Origin of the sequence: Clostridium sp. Marseille-Q5894 (assembly GCF_946902305.1) — a bacterium.
Lineage (GTDB): Bacteria > Bacillota_I > Bacilli_A > Erysipelotrichales > Coprobacillaceae > Thomasclavelia.
Genome location: NZ_CAMPPT010000004.1, coordinates 287,884 through 307,694 on the forward strand (window position 1 = coordinate 287,884; position 19,811 = coordinate 307,694).

Sequence of the window (19,811 nt, forward strand, 5' to 3'; positions counted from 1 at the left end):
ACCATCTCATATAAGATGATTTATATTTACATATAATAAAAGAGGCCACATGCTGCCTCTTATGAAAAAAGTTCCGCAAAAAATGATTTCTTTTTTATCTCTTTACTACTAGTACAATAACTTGCTTTTAATGTACCAGTAAGAGATTTACCTTTACCTTTACCAATAATAATTTTATATTCACCGTTATAATAGCTAGCCTCATAATCTTTTTGATGATCAGCTAATACCTGATCAATATCATCAACACCCTTGATCCACTTTCGATAATCACTTATTAAGTTATCTTTTATTTTATACATTTCTTTAATATCACTTTCACTATTACTATTAGCAATTATTTTATATTTAGGATCATTACTTGAAGCATTGACAGTTACTACATTCATTAAAATTAATACTATAATAATTGTTTTTTTCATATCAGTTCACCTCAAGTTCATTATTACCAACTATGATTAAAGTATACAAAAAATTATTTATAAGAGGTATTTTTTATGGCAGAAAGAATCATGCAAAAAGAAATAATTAGTGATCCTTTTTCATCAATAAACATGGATGAAGAAATAACAGACACACTGCAAGAATTTTTAACTTTACAACAAGTTTATGATGCTGGTATTAAAGAAGTAAGAACTAAATTAGAAATTCTTGATGATGAGTTTAGAGTTAAACATGATCATAATCCTATTCATCATATGGAGTATCGATTAAAATCGGTAAAAAGTATTCTTGGTAAACTAGAAAAAAGAGGCTTAGAAGTCTCTCTAGAGTCAATTGTAATTAATTTAACAGATATAGCTGGTGTTAGAGTAATTTGTAATTATGTTAGTGATGTTTATAAAATTGCTGATTTACTTATCAAACAAAGTGATATTAAACTAATTAAGAAAAAGGATTATATAAAACATCCAAAAGAAAATGGTTATCGAAGTTTACATTTGGTTGTTGAAATACCAATATTTTTAGCTGAAAAAGTACAACCTATTCCCGTAGAAATTCAGATTAGAACTATTGCAATGGATTTTTGGGCTAGTTTAGAACATCACTTACGATACAAAGCTGATAACGAAGTTCCTGATGGCGTTCGTGATGAATTGATTGATTGTGCTAAAACAATATCCCATCTAGATTATAAAATGCAGGGGATTCATGAAGAGCTTAATAAACCAAAGAAAAAGATATAATACGTAAAAAGGAAGATTACAAATCTTCCTTGGTTTATAAAATAATATAATAAAAAAGTTAGCTGCAATATATGTTTTTCTCAATAACTAGATTAAATAAAATAAGAAAAACAAAATAAGCATCTAACTTCTTTACTTAATAACTAAAATCATTGCGCTACATCTTATACTATTTATTATAAATATTCAATAATTTTAGTTTTTAGCTATGCATTTGAGAAAACAAATGATTTTAGAAAGTTCTCCCAATTAAAACTTTTTTAATTTCTTTAAAGCTTCTGATTCTTTTGGTTGATAATCACCAATTCTTGATGCGCCACTTACGGCACCAGTAGAAGCTACTAGAACTAGTTTACTAAACATTTTTAAAACTTTTTCCATTACTTTCTATAATACAAGGTATTGATGACAAGTCAATTACAATTAAAACATATAATAGAACATGATAAAATTCACTAGACAATAAAATAAACACCGCATAAATTGAAGTAATAATAAAAGAATATTTTTTATACTTGTACCGTTCATTTTCGCTTATCGGTCTATTTTTGTGTTCAAAAGGTGCTCCCCATATTATTAATATCAGTGTTATTATAATTATAGATATCATCAGTAGTTTGTTGATCTCTACATGTGGGTAAAGCCATATAAAGAGTATATATTTGGAAACATTAAATGTAATGCAATTAAAATTAGTATTGCAATGATATCCACCAATAAATTTTCGTAGGGTTGCATAGGACACGTAATAAACCAATGCTTGATTGACTGTCCCACTTATTATCCCAATAAATAACAACAATAATACATTAAACAAAGATGTAGCGATTACTTCAATCCCATATAAAAATATCTCATCATCATAATTCAAAACGGTCTTGTTTTTATATATCTTTAATAACCATTTTGATATACCTTGTACCAATCATTTCACCTCCTCAATAGCCATAATAAATTATTTTTCGACAAATTTAAATAAACATGGGACGAAACGCATTTTAACGAGGATGATTTATCGGAATTATTATTGAAACATGAAATTCTAAGTCTTTTTCAAAGAATTTAATACTACCGCCATATTCATTTACAATTCTTCGGATACTCTGCATTCCGTGACCATGATTTTCACCGATTTTACTAGTATGTAAATTTGGATTATTTTCTAAGACTGATTTATCTATCTGATTAACAACTTCTATATATAAAAATACATCTTCTTCAATAACTATATCAATTTGAGAATTGTTTTTAGAGCAATTCTCAATCGCATTATCTAATAAATTAGATAATAACTCATTTAAATGATAATCTTTCATATACAATCTACCACTGACATTTATTTTATATTTGACCTTGATATTTTTACTTTGTGCTATCATCCTTTTATAATTAATAATTGTATTTATCAATTTATTTTCACTATTAACCGTATGAGTTACCTCTTCTAAATCATATACCCTTGAATTTATCATTTCTTTTATTTCAGAATATTTATTTTCTTCTAAATAATTTTCAATCAATAAATAATCATGTTTTAAATCATGACGCATTATCTTTATTTCTTTTGAAACTTCATTTAACTGTTTATAATTACTTTGTTCCATTTCTAACTTTTGTAATGAAAATTGAGTTTCCTGCTTTTCACGTTCTAATTTAGAAATATAGTAAACTATTAAAGCTATTCCCATTACAGATAAACCTAGTGATAATAAAGTTATAAATAGTAAATTTTGACTTAATTTCATTCCTAAATAATATTGTAATAAAATTATATATGCAAAATAGAACATTACTACAACAGTTGTTAATAGTCTCCAATATAATATATTGATTTTTATTTCTTTGATTTTACTAAATTTTATTACATTATATACAATCAATAAATATAGTATCTTTGCAACAACTGTTCTTACTTCAGGAATTACATAATCTTCTATAAATAATGATAAAATAATTGACCATCCTACTATTAATTCATCAAAAAATGTAATAAATAATATTTCCCAAATATTATTGTTAGTTCCAAAATATGCTATTAAGGCGGCATCAATGACAACAACTAATGGTAAAATTATACTAAAATCACCAAAACAATCAAAAATATTAATTATAGTAGTGATTGTTAAAAAATTTAGTATATAATAAATTCGTTTATTTATTTTTAAGTCAAAATAATTTGTAAAGAAATAGGCAGCTATTAACGATTCTACAATATTTATTATCATTCTTTAAACCTCTTCATATAATTATTATGATATGCATCAATAAAATCATTATAATTTCTTTTTAAAACAAATGATTCGCCATTTATTAATACTACTTCTTTACCACTTACACTTTTTACATATTCTAAATTTATAATCGTATAACTGTTTAATCGAAAATATTGATTAGAATCTAATTCATTTAAAAATGATTTTAATGTTCTATATACTTCATATTGCTCTTTTATCATATAGATCTGACATTTATTTCTATTAGATTCAATATAAATAATCTCTTTCTTTAAAATCATTTGTCTTTTACGATCAGAGATAATTTCAATATAATCAGTATTCTTTACATTATCTTGATTTATTTTTATCCATAATCTTTCTAAATCATGTTTTAAATTTTCTTTTCTTAAGAAAAAATAAACTTTACTTGCAAATGTGTCATAAACTAAACTTTCTTCAGAAGACATATATATTATTTTAGCAAAATAATTCTTATCAATAATCATTTTACCACAATTTATACCGTTTTCACCCTCCAGCATAATATCTATAAAATAATAATCAAATTTTTGCTTTAAATCTATGCTAGATACATTGATCTTAATCACGATATCATTTTTCTCATTACCAAACTTTTCATTAATAAGATTTCCTAACTTTTTACCAAAAACAAGATCATCATCTATAATTAATACTTTCATATTATTCCCCTCCTTTTAATAACATCGAAATATCTATTTGATATCATGCATACTTTAATTCTATTAAGTATTAAAAGCGGCCCATGCCGCTTTATTAGTACGTTGAATCAATATCATAATATACTAAGTCATCGAAGGTTTGTCGACGGATCACTTCGCGAGATTTACCTTTATATGTAAATACTACAGCTGGTTTTGGTAACTGATTATAATTAGATGACATTGAATAATGATAAGCTCCAGTAGAAAACATTGCTAGAATATCTCCTGGTTCTGGATCTTGCAACATAATATCCTTAATTAAAATATCTCCAGATTCACAATTTTTTCCTGCTACTGTAATTAAATGATCTGCTGGCATCTCTGCTTTATTTGCAATAATTGCATCATATTTTGCTGCATATAAACTAGAGCGAATGTTATCTGTCATTCCACCATCTACACTAATATAATCTCGAATATCTTTTATATACTTAGATGAACCAACAGTATATAAAGTTATTCCTGCGTTTCCAACACAATAACGTCCTGGTTCTACTAAAACCATTGGTCTTTTTAATCCTCGAGCTTCAAATCCTTTAGCTATTATATCCATAATTGTATCAACAACAGTTTCAAACTCTAAAGGTTTATCTGCTTTTGTATAAGCTATCCCAAATCCTCCACCGGCATTTAATTTATTTATAACTATTCCAAATATATCATAAATTTCATATGAAATATCAACAAATTTATTCATTGCTAATATATAAGCCTGAATATCCTCAATTTGACTTCCAACATGGCAATGTATTCCATCAAAATTAATATTTGGAGCATCAATTACTTTTTTTATGGCTTTTAAATATGTATTGTCATGACTGCTAAATCCAAATTTAGTATCTTTTGCTCCTACTCGAATATAGTCATGACCTCCTGCATATACTCCTGGTGTTATTCTTACAACACCGTTAACAACGACATTTAATCTTTGCGCTATTTCTTGTACAATTTCAATTTCGTGAAAATTATCAATAATTAAATTTTCTACACCATTACTTAAAGCATATTCTATTTCTGAAGGTAGTTTATTGTTTCCATGAAAATAGATTTTCTTTGGATCAAATCCCGCTTTTAGAGCAACATATATTTCACCAGCTGAAACACAATCAATACCTACCCCATATTCTTTTGCAACTTTATAAATAGCCAAACATGAAAATGATTTTGAAGCAAATAGTGGCAAAGTATTTTCATATTTGTCTATCATTTTTGTTTTAAGTTCATTAAATTGATGTCTAATATGTCCCTCACTCATAACATAAAGTGGTGTTCCATATTTATTAACTAAATCAGTTGCTTTAACATCATCTATGTATAGATTATTGTTTTTTATTTGTGCAAACTTTGTTTGTAATACCATAATATCCCCCTAATTAATACAATGACTTCAATGTATAAAGACCATTATCTTTATCAATTAATGCATAGGCAGCACTAATTGCTCCTTGGACAAATACTTCTTTTGATAAAGCAGTGTGCTTTATTTCAATTATTTCATCAATTCCTGCAAACATAACTGTATGTTCACCAAAAATTGTTCCACCACGCATTGCTTGAATACCGATTTGTTCATGCTTTCTTTTTTCATGTAATGAACTTCGATCAGTCACAGCAGTAGTTTCACCAATTTCTTCTTCCATCACCTCATATAGTAATTTAGCAGTTCCTGATGGCGCATCTATTTTTTGATTATGATGTTTTTCAAGAATTTCAATATCATATCCTGCCTGATAAAATTCTTTAGCCACTTGACGTAATATTTTGGTTACCATTTGTACTCCATATGATGTGTTATATGATTGAAAAATCGGAATTTGTTTTGCAGCTTCTTTAATTTTTGTTAGCTGTTCATCATTATAGCCTGTTGTTGCAATTACTAACTTTGTCTTATTTGTCAAAGCATAAGATAATATGTCATCTAAATTATTAGGGTGAGAAAAGTCGATGATAACATCGGCTTTTTCTCCACACTCCGTTAAAGAACTATAGCTTTTTTCTGGAATCTTTTCATCAAACTCATAACTTACAACAGCCACTAGATCCATATCATTTTGGCTTCTTACCTTATTAGCAACTTTTTTACCCATTAATCCATAACCATATACTATTACTTTCATCTTAGAACCCCAATTTTTCAAATGCATCCATCGCATCAAATAATAGTTTTTTATTTTCTTCTGTTGTTTCAATTAATGGTAATCTTAATGTTGCTCTACAAACACCCATTTTAGCTAATGCTGCTTTAGGCATAATTGGATTAATATCAGCAAATAAGTAACGACTAACTGGTTCTAATGCATACGCAAGTTCTTGAGCTTTTGGCAAGTCACCTTTTAGTGCTAACTGAGTTAATAATTCAGTTTGACGAGGATAGATGTTTGATAATACTGAAATTACTCCTTTTCCCCCAGCACAAATAAATGGCAGAATATTATCATCACATCCTGAATACATATCAAAATCCATACCTTGAGTTTTTGCTAGAACTTCCATTGCATAAGCTATATCATCAGTTGCATCTTTCATAGCAACAATATTTTTATGCTTTGCTAGTTCTACAACTGTCTCTACATTTATTTTTACCCCAGTTCTTCCTGGAACATTATAAAGAATCATTGGAATATCAACAGCATCTGCAATAGTAGTATAATGAGTAATCAACCCACGTTGACTTGTTTTATTATAATATGGTGTAACAACTAAAATAGCATCAGCACCTTTTTCTTTAGCATATTTAGCTTTTCTTAATGCTGTCGCTGTATCATTAGATCCTGCTCCAGCAATAACTTTTATACCAGTTCCTTGCGCCATTTCTAATGTAATATCTAGTAATTTAAATTCATCATCAATATGAATAGTTGCTGTTTCACCAGTTGTTCCATTAACTAATAAAGCTTTAACACCTCCATCGATCATTCTTTGTACTTGTCTTTTAAATCCATCATAATCAATACTTCCGTCTTCATGCATTGGTAATACTAGTGCAACTGCACTTCCTTCAAAAATAGCCATAATTTCCTCCTATATATTTAAGCCAAAAGTTTCATCTAATTTTTTCATTGCTAAATCTTTGTCTTTTTTATCAACGATAAACGAAATTGTTCTTTTTGACGTAGTTACTTGATAAAAATGTATATTATTTTCACCTAAAATAGTAAATACTTTTGCCGCTGCTCCTGGTGTGACTTCGATCAACTTTCCACCAACAGCAATTTTAAAATATTTTCGATTAGTCGCAATCTCTAATTGTTTAACTTCTTTTTTTAAACACATTATTGCTTCATTTAAATTTTTTTGATATTTTTCATCTAATGTTATTTCTATCTGCATCGCATCTTCAATCATCACTTGAGAAATCATATCAATATTAACATCACAATTGCTTAAAATCGTAAAAATCTTGGCAATTATCATTGGATGTTTTGGTACATTTGTCAATTTTAACTGAATAATATTTTCTTCATAACTCACTGCTTCAATAATCTTTTCCATCATTGCTCTCCTTTACAAAAAAAATTGCAATGAGTATCATTGCAACATAAACACGTATGAACAATGATAGCTCACCATTACCATTCGATAATGACAGTCTTATAGATATTCTCTATAAGCCCAGAGTATAAATGCATGCAATCATTTATCCCTTCGGCGAAAGTTCCTCTATTTTTATCTAGTTTGCATCATCCAATAAAAACTTCATAACTATTCGCGCCTCTATCTTACAACTTTCCTACAATATATCACAATCAACATCATATTACAATACTAATTATACCGCTTTATGCAATGTTTTTATATATATTTAATAATGTTTTTTGGCTTTATATCTCAATATATGAATATCTCTACCTTATTATGATTTATTTCTTATATATTAAAAATTCATAACTAATAAACCTTAGTTACGAATTTAATTAATATGCTATATTCCATTATAAATATCTATATTTAACTCTTTTTCAGATTTTGCTACTAATGTAGCTGCGGTTGCTGCTCCAATAACATTTGTTGCAGTTCTAGCCATATCTACAATACTTGAAATCGGTGCTAACAATACAATTATTTCAATTGGTAAACCAGCTGCTGCAAATACTGCTGTTGCTGTAATCGTTGCTGTTCCAGGAACTCCTACCGTTCCTATAGATACAACTACTGCCAAGACTACTAAAAATAAATATTGTCCTATTGAATAATCTATATTTAAAACATTAATTGCAAATACTGCTAATAATGTCGGCCATATACCAGCACATCCAGGCATACCTAAATTAGCACCTAAACTAGCTGTAAATGATGCAATATCTTCATTTACACCAATTTTACTCACTAATTGACGAATTGTTACCGGAATCGTACCAATACTACTTTGAGATGTAAATGCTACTACTCCAGCTGGCCATATTCCTTTAAAAAATTTAATAGGATTTAGTTTTCCAATTACTTTTAACAATATGCTTTCAACCCCAAATATTTGAATTATGCTCAATAAATATGCTAATCCCAAAATACTTAGTAATGGAATAATATCATCTATAGTACTCTTACTTACTGCTCGGGCAATCAAAGCTAAGACTGCATATGGTGTAAAACCTATTACAAAATTAACTACTTCACCTAATACCCGATTACCTGCATCAATAAATTGTTTAAACGGTTTTACTTTCTTAGGATCTTTATTAACTATTCTATTATATGCAATAGCTACAATAATAGCAAAAATTACTATTGGTACTACTTCCCCATTTAACCAGCTATTAATAAGATTTTTGGGAAATAACCCAGTAATTGTATCTACAAATGAAGGAACTTCCGTTGCTTTATAATTTGTAGAAAGTTCATAATTAAATCCACTACCTATTTTTGTTATTACTGCAAGAATCAATGTAATTAAACTAGCAGTAAATGTATTTAATAATAAGTAAATTATTGTTTTTAAACTTACTTTTTTTAATTTAATAGAAGCTTGTAGATTAGTAATACTGGAAATAATACTAAATAACAGCAGTGGTACAACAATTGCAGAAATAAGATTAGCATATATCGTTCCTATAGCTTCTAAATAAAGATAATTTTCCTTAAAAATTAAACCAACTATTATTCCTAAACCTACTGCTAAAATAGTTAGCACACTAAAATCAACTTTTTTCTTTTTAAGAAAATAAATTAATATAAAAAATATAACAGCAAGCACTAAAGCTCCTAATTCTAAAATATTTTTATTCATTTAATTGTCCCCTTTTCTCTTTAATGTATATTAGAATAAAGAGCACAATATAATTAAATTGTTACTCTTTATTAAAAAAACAGCAACAACATCGTCCCATTCTAAAATTATTTCGTAATTGTAGTTCTAATACAAAGTTCATAACTTTTACCTCTTTTCCTATATGAATAGTATGTTAATACATTATAATATATAAAAAAAATTGTCAAGTTATATATAATTTAATTTATAAATATTATATAACTATCCTTTTTAATATTTTTCAAAAATTAAAGAGCAGTGTTACCACCACTCTTTAGATTTAATATATTTTATATACTATTAAATACAATTTAATTTTTAATTCCAATATTTTTTCTTTTTAGAAAGATAGTATAAAGCAGTACTTAATGCCAACATTGTAATTGGTGTAATAATAGTTATATCATCACCTGTTTTTATACTTACTGTCGTATCTCCAGATTTTACTGGTGCTGATACATTCATATCTGCTATATTGACAGTTTGTAATTCAGCTAATCCTTTCATTAAAACAGCTTTTGCCTTATCTACTTCTGCTTGTGTTGCTTCTGGATCTTCTAATACTGCTTTTGCTTCATTTAAAGCATCTGCGACTACTGCCCATGTTTTAGCACTGTAGTTTGCAGCGTTTAAGCTATTTGCCTTATTGATCAACTCTTGTAATAAGTCTTTATTTGGTTTTAATCTTAAGTTCAAGAACGCTTTTACTAATTCTGTAAATACTTCATCAACTTCATCTTGCATTGCATTTTCATCAGCTAATACATCATTAGCTTTATCTAATGCTGGTAACATATCAGACCATGAGGATTCAATGTATTTACTTTCATCTAATCCATTGATTTGATCTACTTGTTTTTGTAATGCTGTTTTATCACCTTTAAAGAATTCCAACATTTGCATTGCATTAGCTAGACGATCAAATGCATTGTCTACTTCATCTTGGGTTGCCTTAGCATTATCATAAACTTCTTTAGCATTTGCTAAGGCTTCATTGAATTCATTTACTACCGCTGGAACTACATTTTCTAAATCTGCAGCTTTAGCCATTTCAATGGCAATTTGTAATGCTAATTTATTTGTTTCAACTACTTTTTCTGCTAGTGCTTCTTTAGCAGCCACTAATGCAGCTTTAACTGTATTTACTTCATCTTGAGTAGCATCTTCTCTATCTAACATATTCTTAACATCTGCCATTGCATTAGAGAAAGGTACCCAAGTTTCTGTTGTAAAGTTTTCTTCTTTAAGAGTTAAACATTCATCGTATAATGCTTGTAATTCACTCTTATCTACATCTACACTACCATAGAAGCGCATTTCTGCTGCACTTATACAACTATTTGCAGGATTTCCTAATGTTTCTAAAATAGTTACTTTAACATATCTTGCATCTGTTGGTATAAATTTCATTTGTTTAAATACTGTTTTATCAAGTAATTTAGTACCATCATTATCAAATTCAAATTGTCCAAGATCTGTATAATTTTGACCATCTGTACTTACTGAAATAGCAGCTTTAATAATATCACCATTATTTCCACCTTGACGAGGTAAGAATGTTACATCACTTAATTTATATACACTTCCTAGATCAACAACAACCCATTGTGGCATACCACTTGATGTACTTAACCAATATGAACCAATATCGTTATCTAAAATATTAGCTGCCCCTTCACTGCTACTAGCTTCACCACTTGATTCAACTACTTTTATATTTTCGATACGGTTACTTGAATTTACTGGTTTTAATTCTAATGTTTTAACTGCACGTTTGATTTTGCTTACTGCTTGATCCACTTGATCTTGAGTTGGATCATTAACTAATAATTCTTTTGCTTCACTAATTGCATTTGATAATGCATTATAACTATCAACAGTATAGAAATCTTTATTTAAAGCTTCTGCACTATTTAATACATCTATCAATGCATTTGTATCAGTTCCAGTTTTTACTGTTACAGTTTGAGTAACTGAAATTTCATTGTTATCTACTGAAGTTGCTGTAATTTTTGCAGTGCCTTCTTTTAATGGCTGCAACATAAATGCAAATCCACTTTCTGTTTTAATAGTTAATACTTTAACTACATCTTCGTTATCACTTGTTACTGTGTAATAAGGATTTAATGCATCATTAGGGCTAACTTTAGCACTAAAGTCACTTAAACTTCCTACATATAAAGTTTCTTTATTATTTTTGTCTAAAGTAATTCCTGTAACTGGAACATCATGTGCATATGCACATTCGATTTCTCTTAATGTTAACATACGATCATATGGATTATTTGAATCACCAGCAATACCTGTAGCATGTTCAAAAGTAATATTTACTGTCTTAACTTCTACTGCTTCATCTAATTCAAAAGTGAATACTCCATCACTTGGATAGTTAGTGTATGTTGGATTGCCACTACTATCTAATGAATAACTTCCTATCGTACCTAAATCAATTGTTGTGCCATCTGTAGTAACTACATTAGCACTTACAACACGTGGAGCTCCATTTCCAGTTGGGCGTCCATAAATACGTACAATATTCATTAATTGTCCGTCCATATCTAAATGTAGATTTACAGGTAATGTAATTTCTGGTTTTAATACACCATCTACTTGATTATCTTCAATATCCCATTTTAATTCAAATTCTTCATCAGCAGCACCATTGTATAATGCATCAAAAGAATTTTGTTGAATCAATTTATCAACATTAGTTCCATCATCAGTTGGATATGCATTATTTGTAATTGTTGTCTCTTTTACTTCTACTGCTGTTTCAACTTTATCAGGAGTTTCAGGAATTGTCGTATCACCATCAATATTAGCATCAATATATGATAACTTTGGTCCTATTAATTTTGCAATACCATTAGTTAATGCAAAAGTTGTATCAGTTTTTGCTTTTAATGTAATAGTACCAAGCTTAATTGTACCATTTACCAAATCTTGATCTCCTATATTTGTACTAACGATCGTTAACTCACTTCCAATAGTTCTAGCTCTCATTTTAGCTATTGTCATCATATCAATTACATCATATGACTGACGATATCCTTCGTAAGAGAAGTTATCAGTGTCAATTGGAAGAACTTCACTGAAAGCATTAATATTCTTCAAACCTACACCAAGTAAAGTAATATTAACAGTTTCTCCAGCTTTTACTTCATTTTTATCGGCAATCAACATTATCTTTCCATCAGGATTACCAGTTTTATTAGTACCACCATCTAATTTAGTTGTAATATAAGAAATATCATAAGCATCTATTACATTATCGCCATTAATATCAGCATTATTTGTTTGTGATACATAACTAAAGTCTGAATCTTTATTTGTTAATCCTGTATAGTTTTCAATCCATGTTAAATCATTGGTATCAACTTTACCATCTAAAGTTACATCACCTACTGGATATGTTTTTGAACCATCTACTTTATATGGCATAACTTCTGTCATGCATACATAAGTTCCAGCTGGTTTTGAAATAACCATTCTCATATAGCGCATTTTAGCACCATTTAAAGCAATTGACTTAACAGATGAATCATTGGATAACTGTACTTTATCTACTACAGTTGTAAAGTTAATACCATCAAGACTTCCTAAAATAGTTACTTCTCGAGGTTGTTGGTTTAAATAACTACTATGAGGATAAATGTCAACGTGATCCATAGAATTTATTTCTTTATAATCAAAATCAATAACTTTATCACGATTGTTAACACTAGCATCTGTCCAGTTAGTAAACCAATATGCATTAGTATCACGGTCAACTAGATTCTTAGCTGAATATCCCGCTGCACTATCGTTAGTTGTAACTTCCATGCCTGCTGGAATATTACGATATGGATCTTCTATTGTCTTTGCACTCAAAGCCTCACTCCATGGCGAATATCCATCACTATTTGCAGCTCGAACTCTAAATGTGTGAGTAGAGTTATATGCAAGACTGCCTACTAAAAATTCATTAGTTGTTATACCAGAATTGATTTTACCATCAATTTCTAATTGATATTCGGTTGCTCCTTCTACTACATCCCAAACTAATGGAATTTCAGTTGGAGTAATTTGATCTTCTAATGCTACAAGACCTGTTGGAGCTGTTAAAGTATCAGTCTCTTGATTACCAGCTAAGTCTTGTTTATTTTCAAATCCTTTAACTGTTACTTCAATTGCATTTTTGCTCACATCTGTATTTTCAACTTTTACATATAATTTTGGAGTTGTTGTAATTTCAACGTTAGCAAATTCGCTTCCTTCAGTAGCATATTTATTTAAATTAGGTGCTTCATCATAGTAATAAACATTACCAGCAGATACATTATTCCAAAATATATAACTGTTTTAATACATGTACTATTTGAAAAAACAAATACAAATTTATCCATATCAGCATCAAACATACTACCTACGATAATTGACATTACCTGCGATAAAATAATTCCGATAAGTAATCCAATAATAAGAGAAATAAGACCAATACAAATTGTTTCACCCAATAATATTTTAGAAATTTGTTGCTTTGACATTCCTAATGTCATATATATACCAAATTCTTTTTTTCGTCGTTTGATTAAAAATTGATTAGCATAAATAATTAAAAAACCTAATACAAATGATACAAAAACACTAAGTCCAGATATTATTTTTGTCATTAATTCAATTAAATCTTTTGTAGATTTAGTTAAAGATAACATTACTGTTTGACTTTCAAGTGAATTAAAAATATAAAAAATTGCTACTCCTAATACTAATGTAAAAAAATATATTGCATAATCTTTAAAACTTTTTCTAATATTTTTTAAAACCAAATTAAATAACATCGTTTACATCGCCTCCTAAAATTGAGACAACATCAATAATTCTTTCAAAAAATATTTTTCGCTCATCATTTCCACGATCAAGCTCATTAAAAATTTTTCCATCTTTTATAAAAATAACTCTAGAAGCATAACTAGCACTAAAAACATCATGCGTTACCATTAAAATAGTTGTATGATAGTCATTATTTAATTGTTGAAAACTTTCTAATAACATTTTAGAACTTTTCGAATCTAATGCTCCTGTTGGTTCGTCTGCTAAAATTAGTTTAGGATTAGTCACTATTGCTCTAGCACATGCAACTCTTTGCTTTTGTCCTCCAGACATTTCATAGGGATATTTGTTCAAGATATCACTAATATTTAGTTTTTTTGCAGCATCATTAACGCGAATATCTATTTCCTTAGCTTTAACCTTGAGAATCTGTAAAGCTAGAGCAATATTTTCATATGCCGTCAAAGTATCTAATAAATTAAAATCTTGAAAAATAAAACCTAGTTCTTCTCTTCTAAATTTATCTAGTTCATTTCCTTTCAATCTTGTAATATCCTTTTTTTCAAGATATATATGGCCAGCTGTTACTCTATCAATTGTAGAAATTACATTAAGCAATGTCGTTTTGCCAGAACCACTCGCTCCCATAATCGCAATAAAATCACCTTTAGCAACATTCAATGAAATATTACTTAAAGCTTTAGTAAGATTACTTTTATTACCATAATATTTACTAATATTTTCAATTACTAATACATTTTCCATATTTCATCCTCCTTGCTTTTATTATAGAAAAAAAGTAATTGTAGTAACATCGATGTATCTTACAATTACCTTACGATTCTGTAATACTCTTCATCTTCAAAACAAATGCTCACTTTGGTATACTGTTGAACCTTTGATTCAATCATGATCTTATGTCCTAATTTGTCACATAATAACTTTGAAATATAAAGGCCCATTCCTGTCGAACTAGATACTAAACGACCATTATTTCCCGTAAATGATTTATCAAATACATGTTTTATATCTGTTTGATCAATACCTATTCCATTATCAATGATTTCTAAAATAATATTTTCTTTTTTGATTACATTAAAACTAATTTTACAATTCTCTTTTCCACGATATTTAATACTATTACTAACAATCTGATTAATAATAAATTCAAGCCACTTACTATCACTTAAAACAGTTTTATTAATATCACCTATTTTTATCCTAATTTTTTGATACAAAAAACTATCTTGATTTCTTTTTATTACATTATTTATAATATCTTTTAAATTACATTTTTTTAATAAATAATCTTGTTCACTATTTTCTAACCGCGTATAGTATAATACCTGTTCAACATAATTTTCAATTCTATTAATTTGTTCTTTTAATTTTCTTTCATTAGTTTCATGATTATGAATCATTAATTTACTACTCGCAATCGGCAGTTTTACTTCATGAATCCATAATTCGATATATTCTTTAAAATCTTTTATATTTTGAAAATAAGTTTCAATTTCTTCATACATTGATTTATCAATTTCATATAATGAATCACATAATATTTGTCCTTCTAAAAAATCTGGTTTCTTGATTAATTCACTAATCAAACATTTCTTATCTAATTGTTTTAATTTAGTATTAAAATCCTGATAAAACTCTTTTTTTCGATAATAATCATAACTATGAATAATGATCATAAATATTATCAAAGTTATTGAAACAACAATAATCAAACTATTTACCACTTTAAACATTATCAAAAATAATTCAATTATTAAAATCATCAAAAACCATAAAATAAAATCAACAAATTTATCTTTTATATAACTTCTTATTTTCATATTAAAATATATCCTTGGTCTCTTCTTGTTTCAATTACATCAATTAAGCCAATCTTTACAAGTTTTTTCTTTAATCTTGTCATATTAACTGTCAAAGTATTATCATCAATAAATTTATTAGTTCCCCACAAATAATTCATAATTTCATCGCGACTTACGATCTTTCCTTGATTAACTAACAAAAAATAAAAAATACTCATTTCATTTTTACTCAGTAATAATTCATGATCATTCTTTTCTAAAACACTTTTTGACAAATTAACATTAACACCTTGATAATATAATTTAGTTTCTTTATTTTGTAATCTCTTAAAAACAGCCTCGATATGCAATAATAAAATCGTTGGGTTATAAGGTTTCGTAATATAATCATCTGCCCCGTAACTCATCGCTAAAATTTCATCCATCTCACTATCTTTGCTTGTAACCATGATTATAGGAATACTAGATTTTTTCCTTAACTGCTTTAACAGTTGTTGTCCATTTAAATATGGTAACTTAATGTCTAATAAAATTAAATCAGGATCTATTTTAATTATTTCTTCTAAAGCATTATCAAGTCTTTGTAAAATTACTCCATGATAACCATTATTATCTAATAATATTTTTAATTCTTCTCGTAGTTCTAAATCATCTTCAATTATTAATATTTTCATCAAATCACCCATATATATTATACTATATTTTATTCAATATTATTGTAAGCTTACAAAATTGAAAGAATTAAAATAGCATACTAGATCATTTTCCTTTATTCATAACTTTATTAAACAGTTTTTCTGTTTCTTCAAATTGTTTTAAGATAGCCTCGTTACTAGGCTTTTTTAACATCTGTGCCTGTTTATCACCAACTAAAACATCTAATTTAGAATCGATATTTTTTAATAACATTATTATTTCATCCAATTTTTCTTCCATAGTAATTTTTCTCCTCTGCATATTAAATTAAATAAGATAAAAATATTGTTGCTAGTCCAAGAAAAAAGAAAAAACCAAGAACATCGGTAACTGTTGTTACAAAGACCCCACTTGCAAGAGCTGGATCAATATGTAATTTTTCTAAAATTACAGGAATAAAATAACCTGCGATATTTGCTAAAATCATATTTAAAAACATCGCTAATCCAGTAACAACACCAAATATAGGATTACCTTCAAAAACCATTGAGCCTAAAGCAACTAAAATTCCAATAACTATCCCACTAATAAATCCAACTGCAATTTCTTTAAACATAATTTTAATTGCATTTTCTTTTGTTAGTTCACCTAGTGATAATCCTCTAACTACAATTGTTAATGATTGAGTTCCTGCATTGCCGCCCATTCCTGTAACAATAGGCATAACAGTTGCTAAAGTAACTACTTGAGCAATTGTTCCTTCAAAGATGCTAACTACCGAAGCTGCTAAAACAGCTGTAAATAAATTAACTATTAACCATGGTATCCGACTTTTAAATGATTCACTAACAGTTGAATCTAAACGTTCTTCAGAATCAACACCACCTAATAAATTAATATCTTCTGTATTTTCTTCTTGAATTACATCAATAATATCATCAAACTCAATTACTCCTAATAAATGATCCATTTCATCTACTACTGGCATTAAAATAAAGCCATATTTTTGAAATTTCTTTGCCACTTCTTCTTGATCTTCATTATACATGATCGTTTTCACATTAGGATTAGTAATATCGATTATTTTAGTATCAAAAGAGTTAGTAACGATATCTCGAAGTGAAACAACTCCTTTTAAGATATTTTGAGGATCTACTACATATAAATAATAAGCCGCATCTTGTTCTATATTTTCTTGTAAATATTTAAGAGTTTTTTCAACTGTATTTAAAGCTCGAATACTTATATATTCCGTAGTCATTATACCACCAGCAGTATCTGGTTCAAATGTCAATAGACGTTCAACATCTTCTTTATCGCCTTTATCCATTTTGTTTAAAATATCCTGCTTTTCTTTTTCTTCTAACTCGCCAACTAAATCAGTAATTTCATCATTAGCCATTTCGTCTAATATTTTACGTTGTTTGAGATCTGAAAATAATTTTAGTAATTCATATTGATCATCTTCATCATCTTCTTCTTCAATAACACTAGCCACAACACTATTAGGTAAGTTATCCATTAACTTCTTTATACTATCTTCATCTTCATGAAGAATATCTAAAATATCTGCAGGATGAATATTAGTGATTATTTTCTTTATTTTTTCAATATCACCACTTAATAAAATATCCTTTAACTCTTCTTTATTTATTTTATTATTCATATGTTTCCTCCATTTTAGGAATAATTAACTACTTTTATCACTTCTTTTTGTCATTTTATCATATATTTTATACTAGTAGCGTAATTTTTATTAGATCTGCTTTAATTAATTTTACCAAATATCACTATATTTATTTTAGTTAATAATACGAAATATAAACATTATTAAAAAAAGATATAAATCAAATTATATCTTTTCTTACATTTCATTATTTTTTAACTAATGGTGCCATTCTCGTTGTTATATAATTATCTATCCATTCTTGGCTGGCAGCTTCATGAATATATTTACCATCAATTTTCTTAGTTAAATAAACTATTGGTTTTTGTTTTGCTGTTGCAACAACAAACGAAAAACCTTCGATATTAGTTGCAGCACCCCATTGTCCCTGATTATTCATGGCAATCAATGAGATATCACCAGCTTGACCGCGTCGTTCTCTTAACTCTTGATCAAAGATATTAACTGCTTTTTCACAGGCATCTTGGGGATGCATCCCTTCTTTCATTAAGCGAACAATTTCATATGACATACAACCTTTCATAATATCTTCACCTAAACCAGTAGCACTCGCTCCACCAACTTTACTGTCAACGTAAAAGCCAGATCCCGCAAGTGGAGAATCGCCAACGCGTCCCGCCTTTTTCATAAACAAACCACTTGTTGAAGTAGCTGAGGTCATTTTTCCATGCGTATCTAAACATACCATCCCAACTGTATCATGACCTGTATAAGGCTTTATTTCTTGCTCTCTAACTTCTTTGATACGATTATGATAATGGATTTTAGCCCGCTCAGTTAACATGTTTTTTCGTTCAAAACCGGCTTTATGAGCATATTTTTCGCCTCCTTGACCAACTAATAGATTATTTACCTTTTCTTTTGATAAATGTCTTGCAATAGCAACTGGATTGGCATAATCTTTAATAGCTGCTACGGCTCCGATATCTAACGTATCTCCATCCATATAAGCAGCATCTAATTCAACTTCCATTTCTTCGTTTGGCAAACCGCCAAAACCTACTGATTTATAATATGGAAAATCTTCTACTTCTTTAACAGCAGTTTCTATTGCATCGCCAGCATCACCGCCATTCTTTAACATCTCCGTTGCTTTTTCGACTCCATCTAGTGCCATTTGCCATGTGGCAATAATTCCCCACATATAATTACCTCCTCTTTTTATTTAAACATTAGAATTTATCAAGATTCTTTTAAACAAAAAACGTATTTATATGTTATCATCTATTTTTAAACTATGCAACTTGACAAATTTTTTTCATTATCTATGATAAATCAAGAATTAATTTAGCTTAATTGTTGTTATCATATAGTTAAATGAGTTAAACTATAAATGAGATAATATGAAGTGACCTCCTAGTTGCCAAAACGTGGATTACGATTCATAATATGATTAACAAAAACAAAATTATGAAAGTCGATACCATAACGACAATAGGAGGTCACAATGAAAAGTATAATC

Annotated in this window: 19 protein-coding genes and 1 riboswitch; of the genes, 1 reads left to right on the forward strand and 18 read right to left on the reverse strand. The window is 28.3% G+C overall.

Going from position 1 to position 19,811, the window contains the following annotated elements; genetic code table 11:
* Positions 1 to 59 precede the first annotated feature (59 nt).
* Positions 60 to 422, reverse strand: a complete 363-nt coding sequence (locus OC535_RS08455) for a hypothetical protein (protein WP_024721544.1) — start codon at positions 420 to 422, stop codon at positions 60 to 62.
* A 75-nt stretch (positions 423 to 497) separates the two neighbouring features.
* Here OC535_RS08455 and OC535_RS08460 point away from each other — a divergent pair, with 75 nt between their 5' ends.
* Positions 498 to 1,187: a GTP pyrophosphokinase gene (locus OC535_RS08460; protein WP_024721543.1), complete on the forward strand. Its 690-nt coding sequence runs from the start codon at positions 498 to 500 to the stop codon at positions 1,185 to 1,187.
* 249 nt (positions 1,188 to 1,436) lie between these two features.
* Here the strand turns inward: OC535_RS08460 and OC535_RS08465 are convergent, their stop codons facing one another.
* The 17 genes from OC535_RS08465 to OC535_RS08545 form a co-directional block, all read right to left on the reverse strand.
* The gene (locus tag OC535_RS08465) at positions 1,437 to 1,568 is read right to left on the reverse strand and encodes an AgrD family cyclic lactone autoinducer peptide (protein ID WP_498823576.1); all 132 of its coding nucleotides are present in this window, start codon (positions 1,566 to 1,568) and stop codon (positions 1,437 to 1,439) included.
* Positions 1,543 to 2,112 carry an accessory gene regulator B family protein gene (locus OC535_RS08470; protein ID WP_227053297.1) on the reverse strand — a complete coding sequence of 190 codons (570 nt, stop codon included), beginning with the start codon at positions 2,110 to 2,112 and terminating at the stop codon, positions 1,543 to 1,545. Before OC535_RS08470 ends, OC535_RS08465 begins: the two co-directional genes overlap by 26 nt.
* Before the next feature lie 73 nt (positions 2,113 to 2,185).
* Positions 2,186 to 3,412, reverse strand: coding sequence for a sensor histidine kinase (locus OC535_RS08475; RefSeq protein ID WP_498823577.1), 1,227 nt, complete (start codon positions 3,410 to 3,412; stop codon positions 2,186 to 2,188).
* Positions 3,409 to 4,104, reverse strand: a complete 696-nt coding sequence (locus OC535_RS08480) for a LytR/AlgR family response regulator transcription factor (RefSeq protein ID WP_498823578.1) — start codon at positions 4,102 to 4,104, stop codon at positions 3,409 to 3,411. Before OC535_RS08480 ends, OC535_RS08475 begins: the two co-directional genes overlap by 4 nt.
* A 94-nt stretch (positions 4,105 to 4,198) precedes the next feature.
* A complete protein-coding gene (gene lysA, locus OC535_RS08485) occupies positions 4,199 to 5,506 on the reverse strand; it encodes a diaminopimelate decarboxylase (RefSeq protein WP_498823579.1) in 1,308 nt (435 codons plus the stop codon).
* Between the two features lie 13 nt (positions 5,507 to 5,519).
* On the reverse strand, positions 5,520 to 6,263 hold the full coding sequence (gene dapB, locus OC535_RS08490) for a 4-hydroxy-tetrahydrodipicolinate reductase (protein WP_227053293.1): 744 nt from the start codon (positions 6,261 to 6,263) through the stop codon (positions 5,520 to 5,522).
* Position 6,264: 1 nt separating this feature from the next.
* Positions 6,265 to 7,158 (reverse strand): 4-hydroxy-tetrahydrodipicolinate synthase, encoded by an 894-nt coding sequence (dapA, locus tag OC535_RS08495; RefSeq protein WP_024721537.1) that lies wholly within the window; start codon positions 7,156 to 7,158, stop codon positions 6,265 to 6,267.
* 9 nt (positions 7,159 to 7,167) lie between these two features.
* Entirely contained in the window at positions 7,168 to 7,638 is a 471-nt protein-coding gene (locus tag OC535_RS08500; protein WP_227053292.1) for an ACT domain-containing protein, read from the reverse strand.
* Positions 7,639 to 7,697: 59 nt separating this feature from the next.
* A riboswitch (Lysine riboswitch) is annotated at positions 7,698 to 7,871 on the reverse strand.
* Positions 7,872 to 8,068: 197 nt separating this feature from the next.
* Positions 8,069 to 9,370 (reverse strand): dicarboxylate/amino acid:cation symporter, encoded by a 1,302-nt coding sequence (locus OC535_RS08505; RefSeq protein WP_498823580.1) that lies wholly within the window; start codon positions 9,368 to 9,370, stop codon positions 8,069 to 8,071.
* Between the two features lie 339 nt (positions 9,371 to 9,709).
* Positions 9,710 to 13,576, reverse strand: a complete 3,867-nt coding sequence (locus OC535_RS08510) for a discoidin domain-containing protein (protein ID WP_498823581.1) — start codon at positions 13,574 to 13,576, stop codon at positions 9,710 to 9,712.
* A gap of 86 nt (positions 13,577 to 13,662) precedes the next feature.
* On the reverse strand, positions 13,663 to 14,211 hold the full coding sequence (locus OC535_RS08515; RefSeq protein ID WP_498823582.1) for an FtsX-like permease family protein: 549 nt from the start codon (positions 14,209 to 14,211) through the stop codon (positions 13,663 to 13,665).
* Entirely contained in the window at positions 14,201 to 14,968 is a 768-nt protein-coding gene (locus OC535_RS08520) for an ABC transporter ATP-binding protein (RefSeq protein ID WP_024721534.1), read from the reverse strand. The genes OC535_RS08515 and OC535_RS08520 overlap by 11 nt, the downstream gene beginning before the upstream one ends.
* Positions 14,969 to 15,033: 65 nt before the next feature.
* Complete coding sequence (locus OC535_RS08525; RefSeq protein ID WP_227053573.1) at positions 15,034 to 16,044, reverse strand: ATP-binding protein; 1,011 nt, start codon at positions 16,042 to 16,044, stop codon at positions 15,034 to 15,036.
* Positions 16,041 to 16,700, reverse strand: a complete 660-nt coding sequence (locus OC535_RS08530) for a response regulator transcription factor (protein ID WP_498823583.1) — start codon at positions 16,698 to 16,700, stop codon at positions 16,041 to 16,043. The genes OC535_RS08525 and OC535_RS08530 overlap by 4 nt, the downstream gene beginning before the upstream one ends.
* A gap of 85 nt (positions 16,701 to 16,785) precedes the next feature.
* Complete coding sequence (locus OC535_RS08535; protein WP_498823584.1) at positions 16,786 to 16,962, reverse strand: hypothetical protein; 177 nt, start codon at positions 16,960 to 16,962, stop codon at positions 16,786 to 16,788.
* A 22-nt stretch (positions 16,963 to 16,984) separates the two neighbouring features.
* Positions 16,985 to 18,328 carry a magnesium transporter gene (gene mgtE, locus OC535_RS08540; protein ID WP_227053575.1) on the reverse strand — a complete coding sequence of 448 codons (1,344 nt, stop codon included), beginning with the start codon at positions 18,326 to 18,328 and terminating at the stop codon, positions 16,985 to 16,987.
* A 208-nt stretch (positions 18,329 to 18,536) separates the two neighbouring features.
* Positions 18,537 to 19,493, reverse strand: a complete 957-nt coding sequence (locus tag OC535_RS08545) for a glycosylasparaginase (protein ID WP_227053576.1) — start codon at positions 19,491 to 19,493, stop codon at positions 18,537 to 18,539.
* Between the last annotated feature and the right edge of the window lie 318 nt (positions 19,494 to 19,811).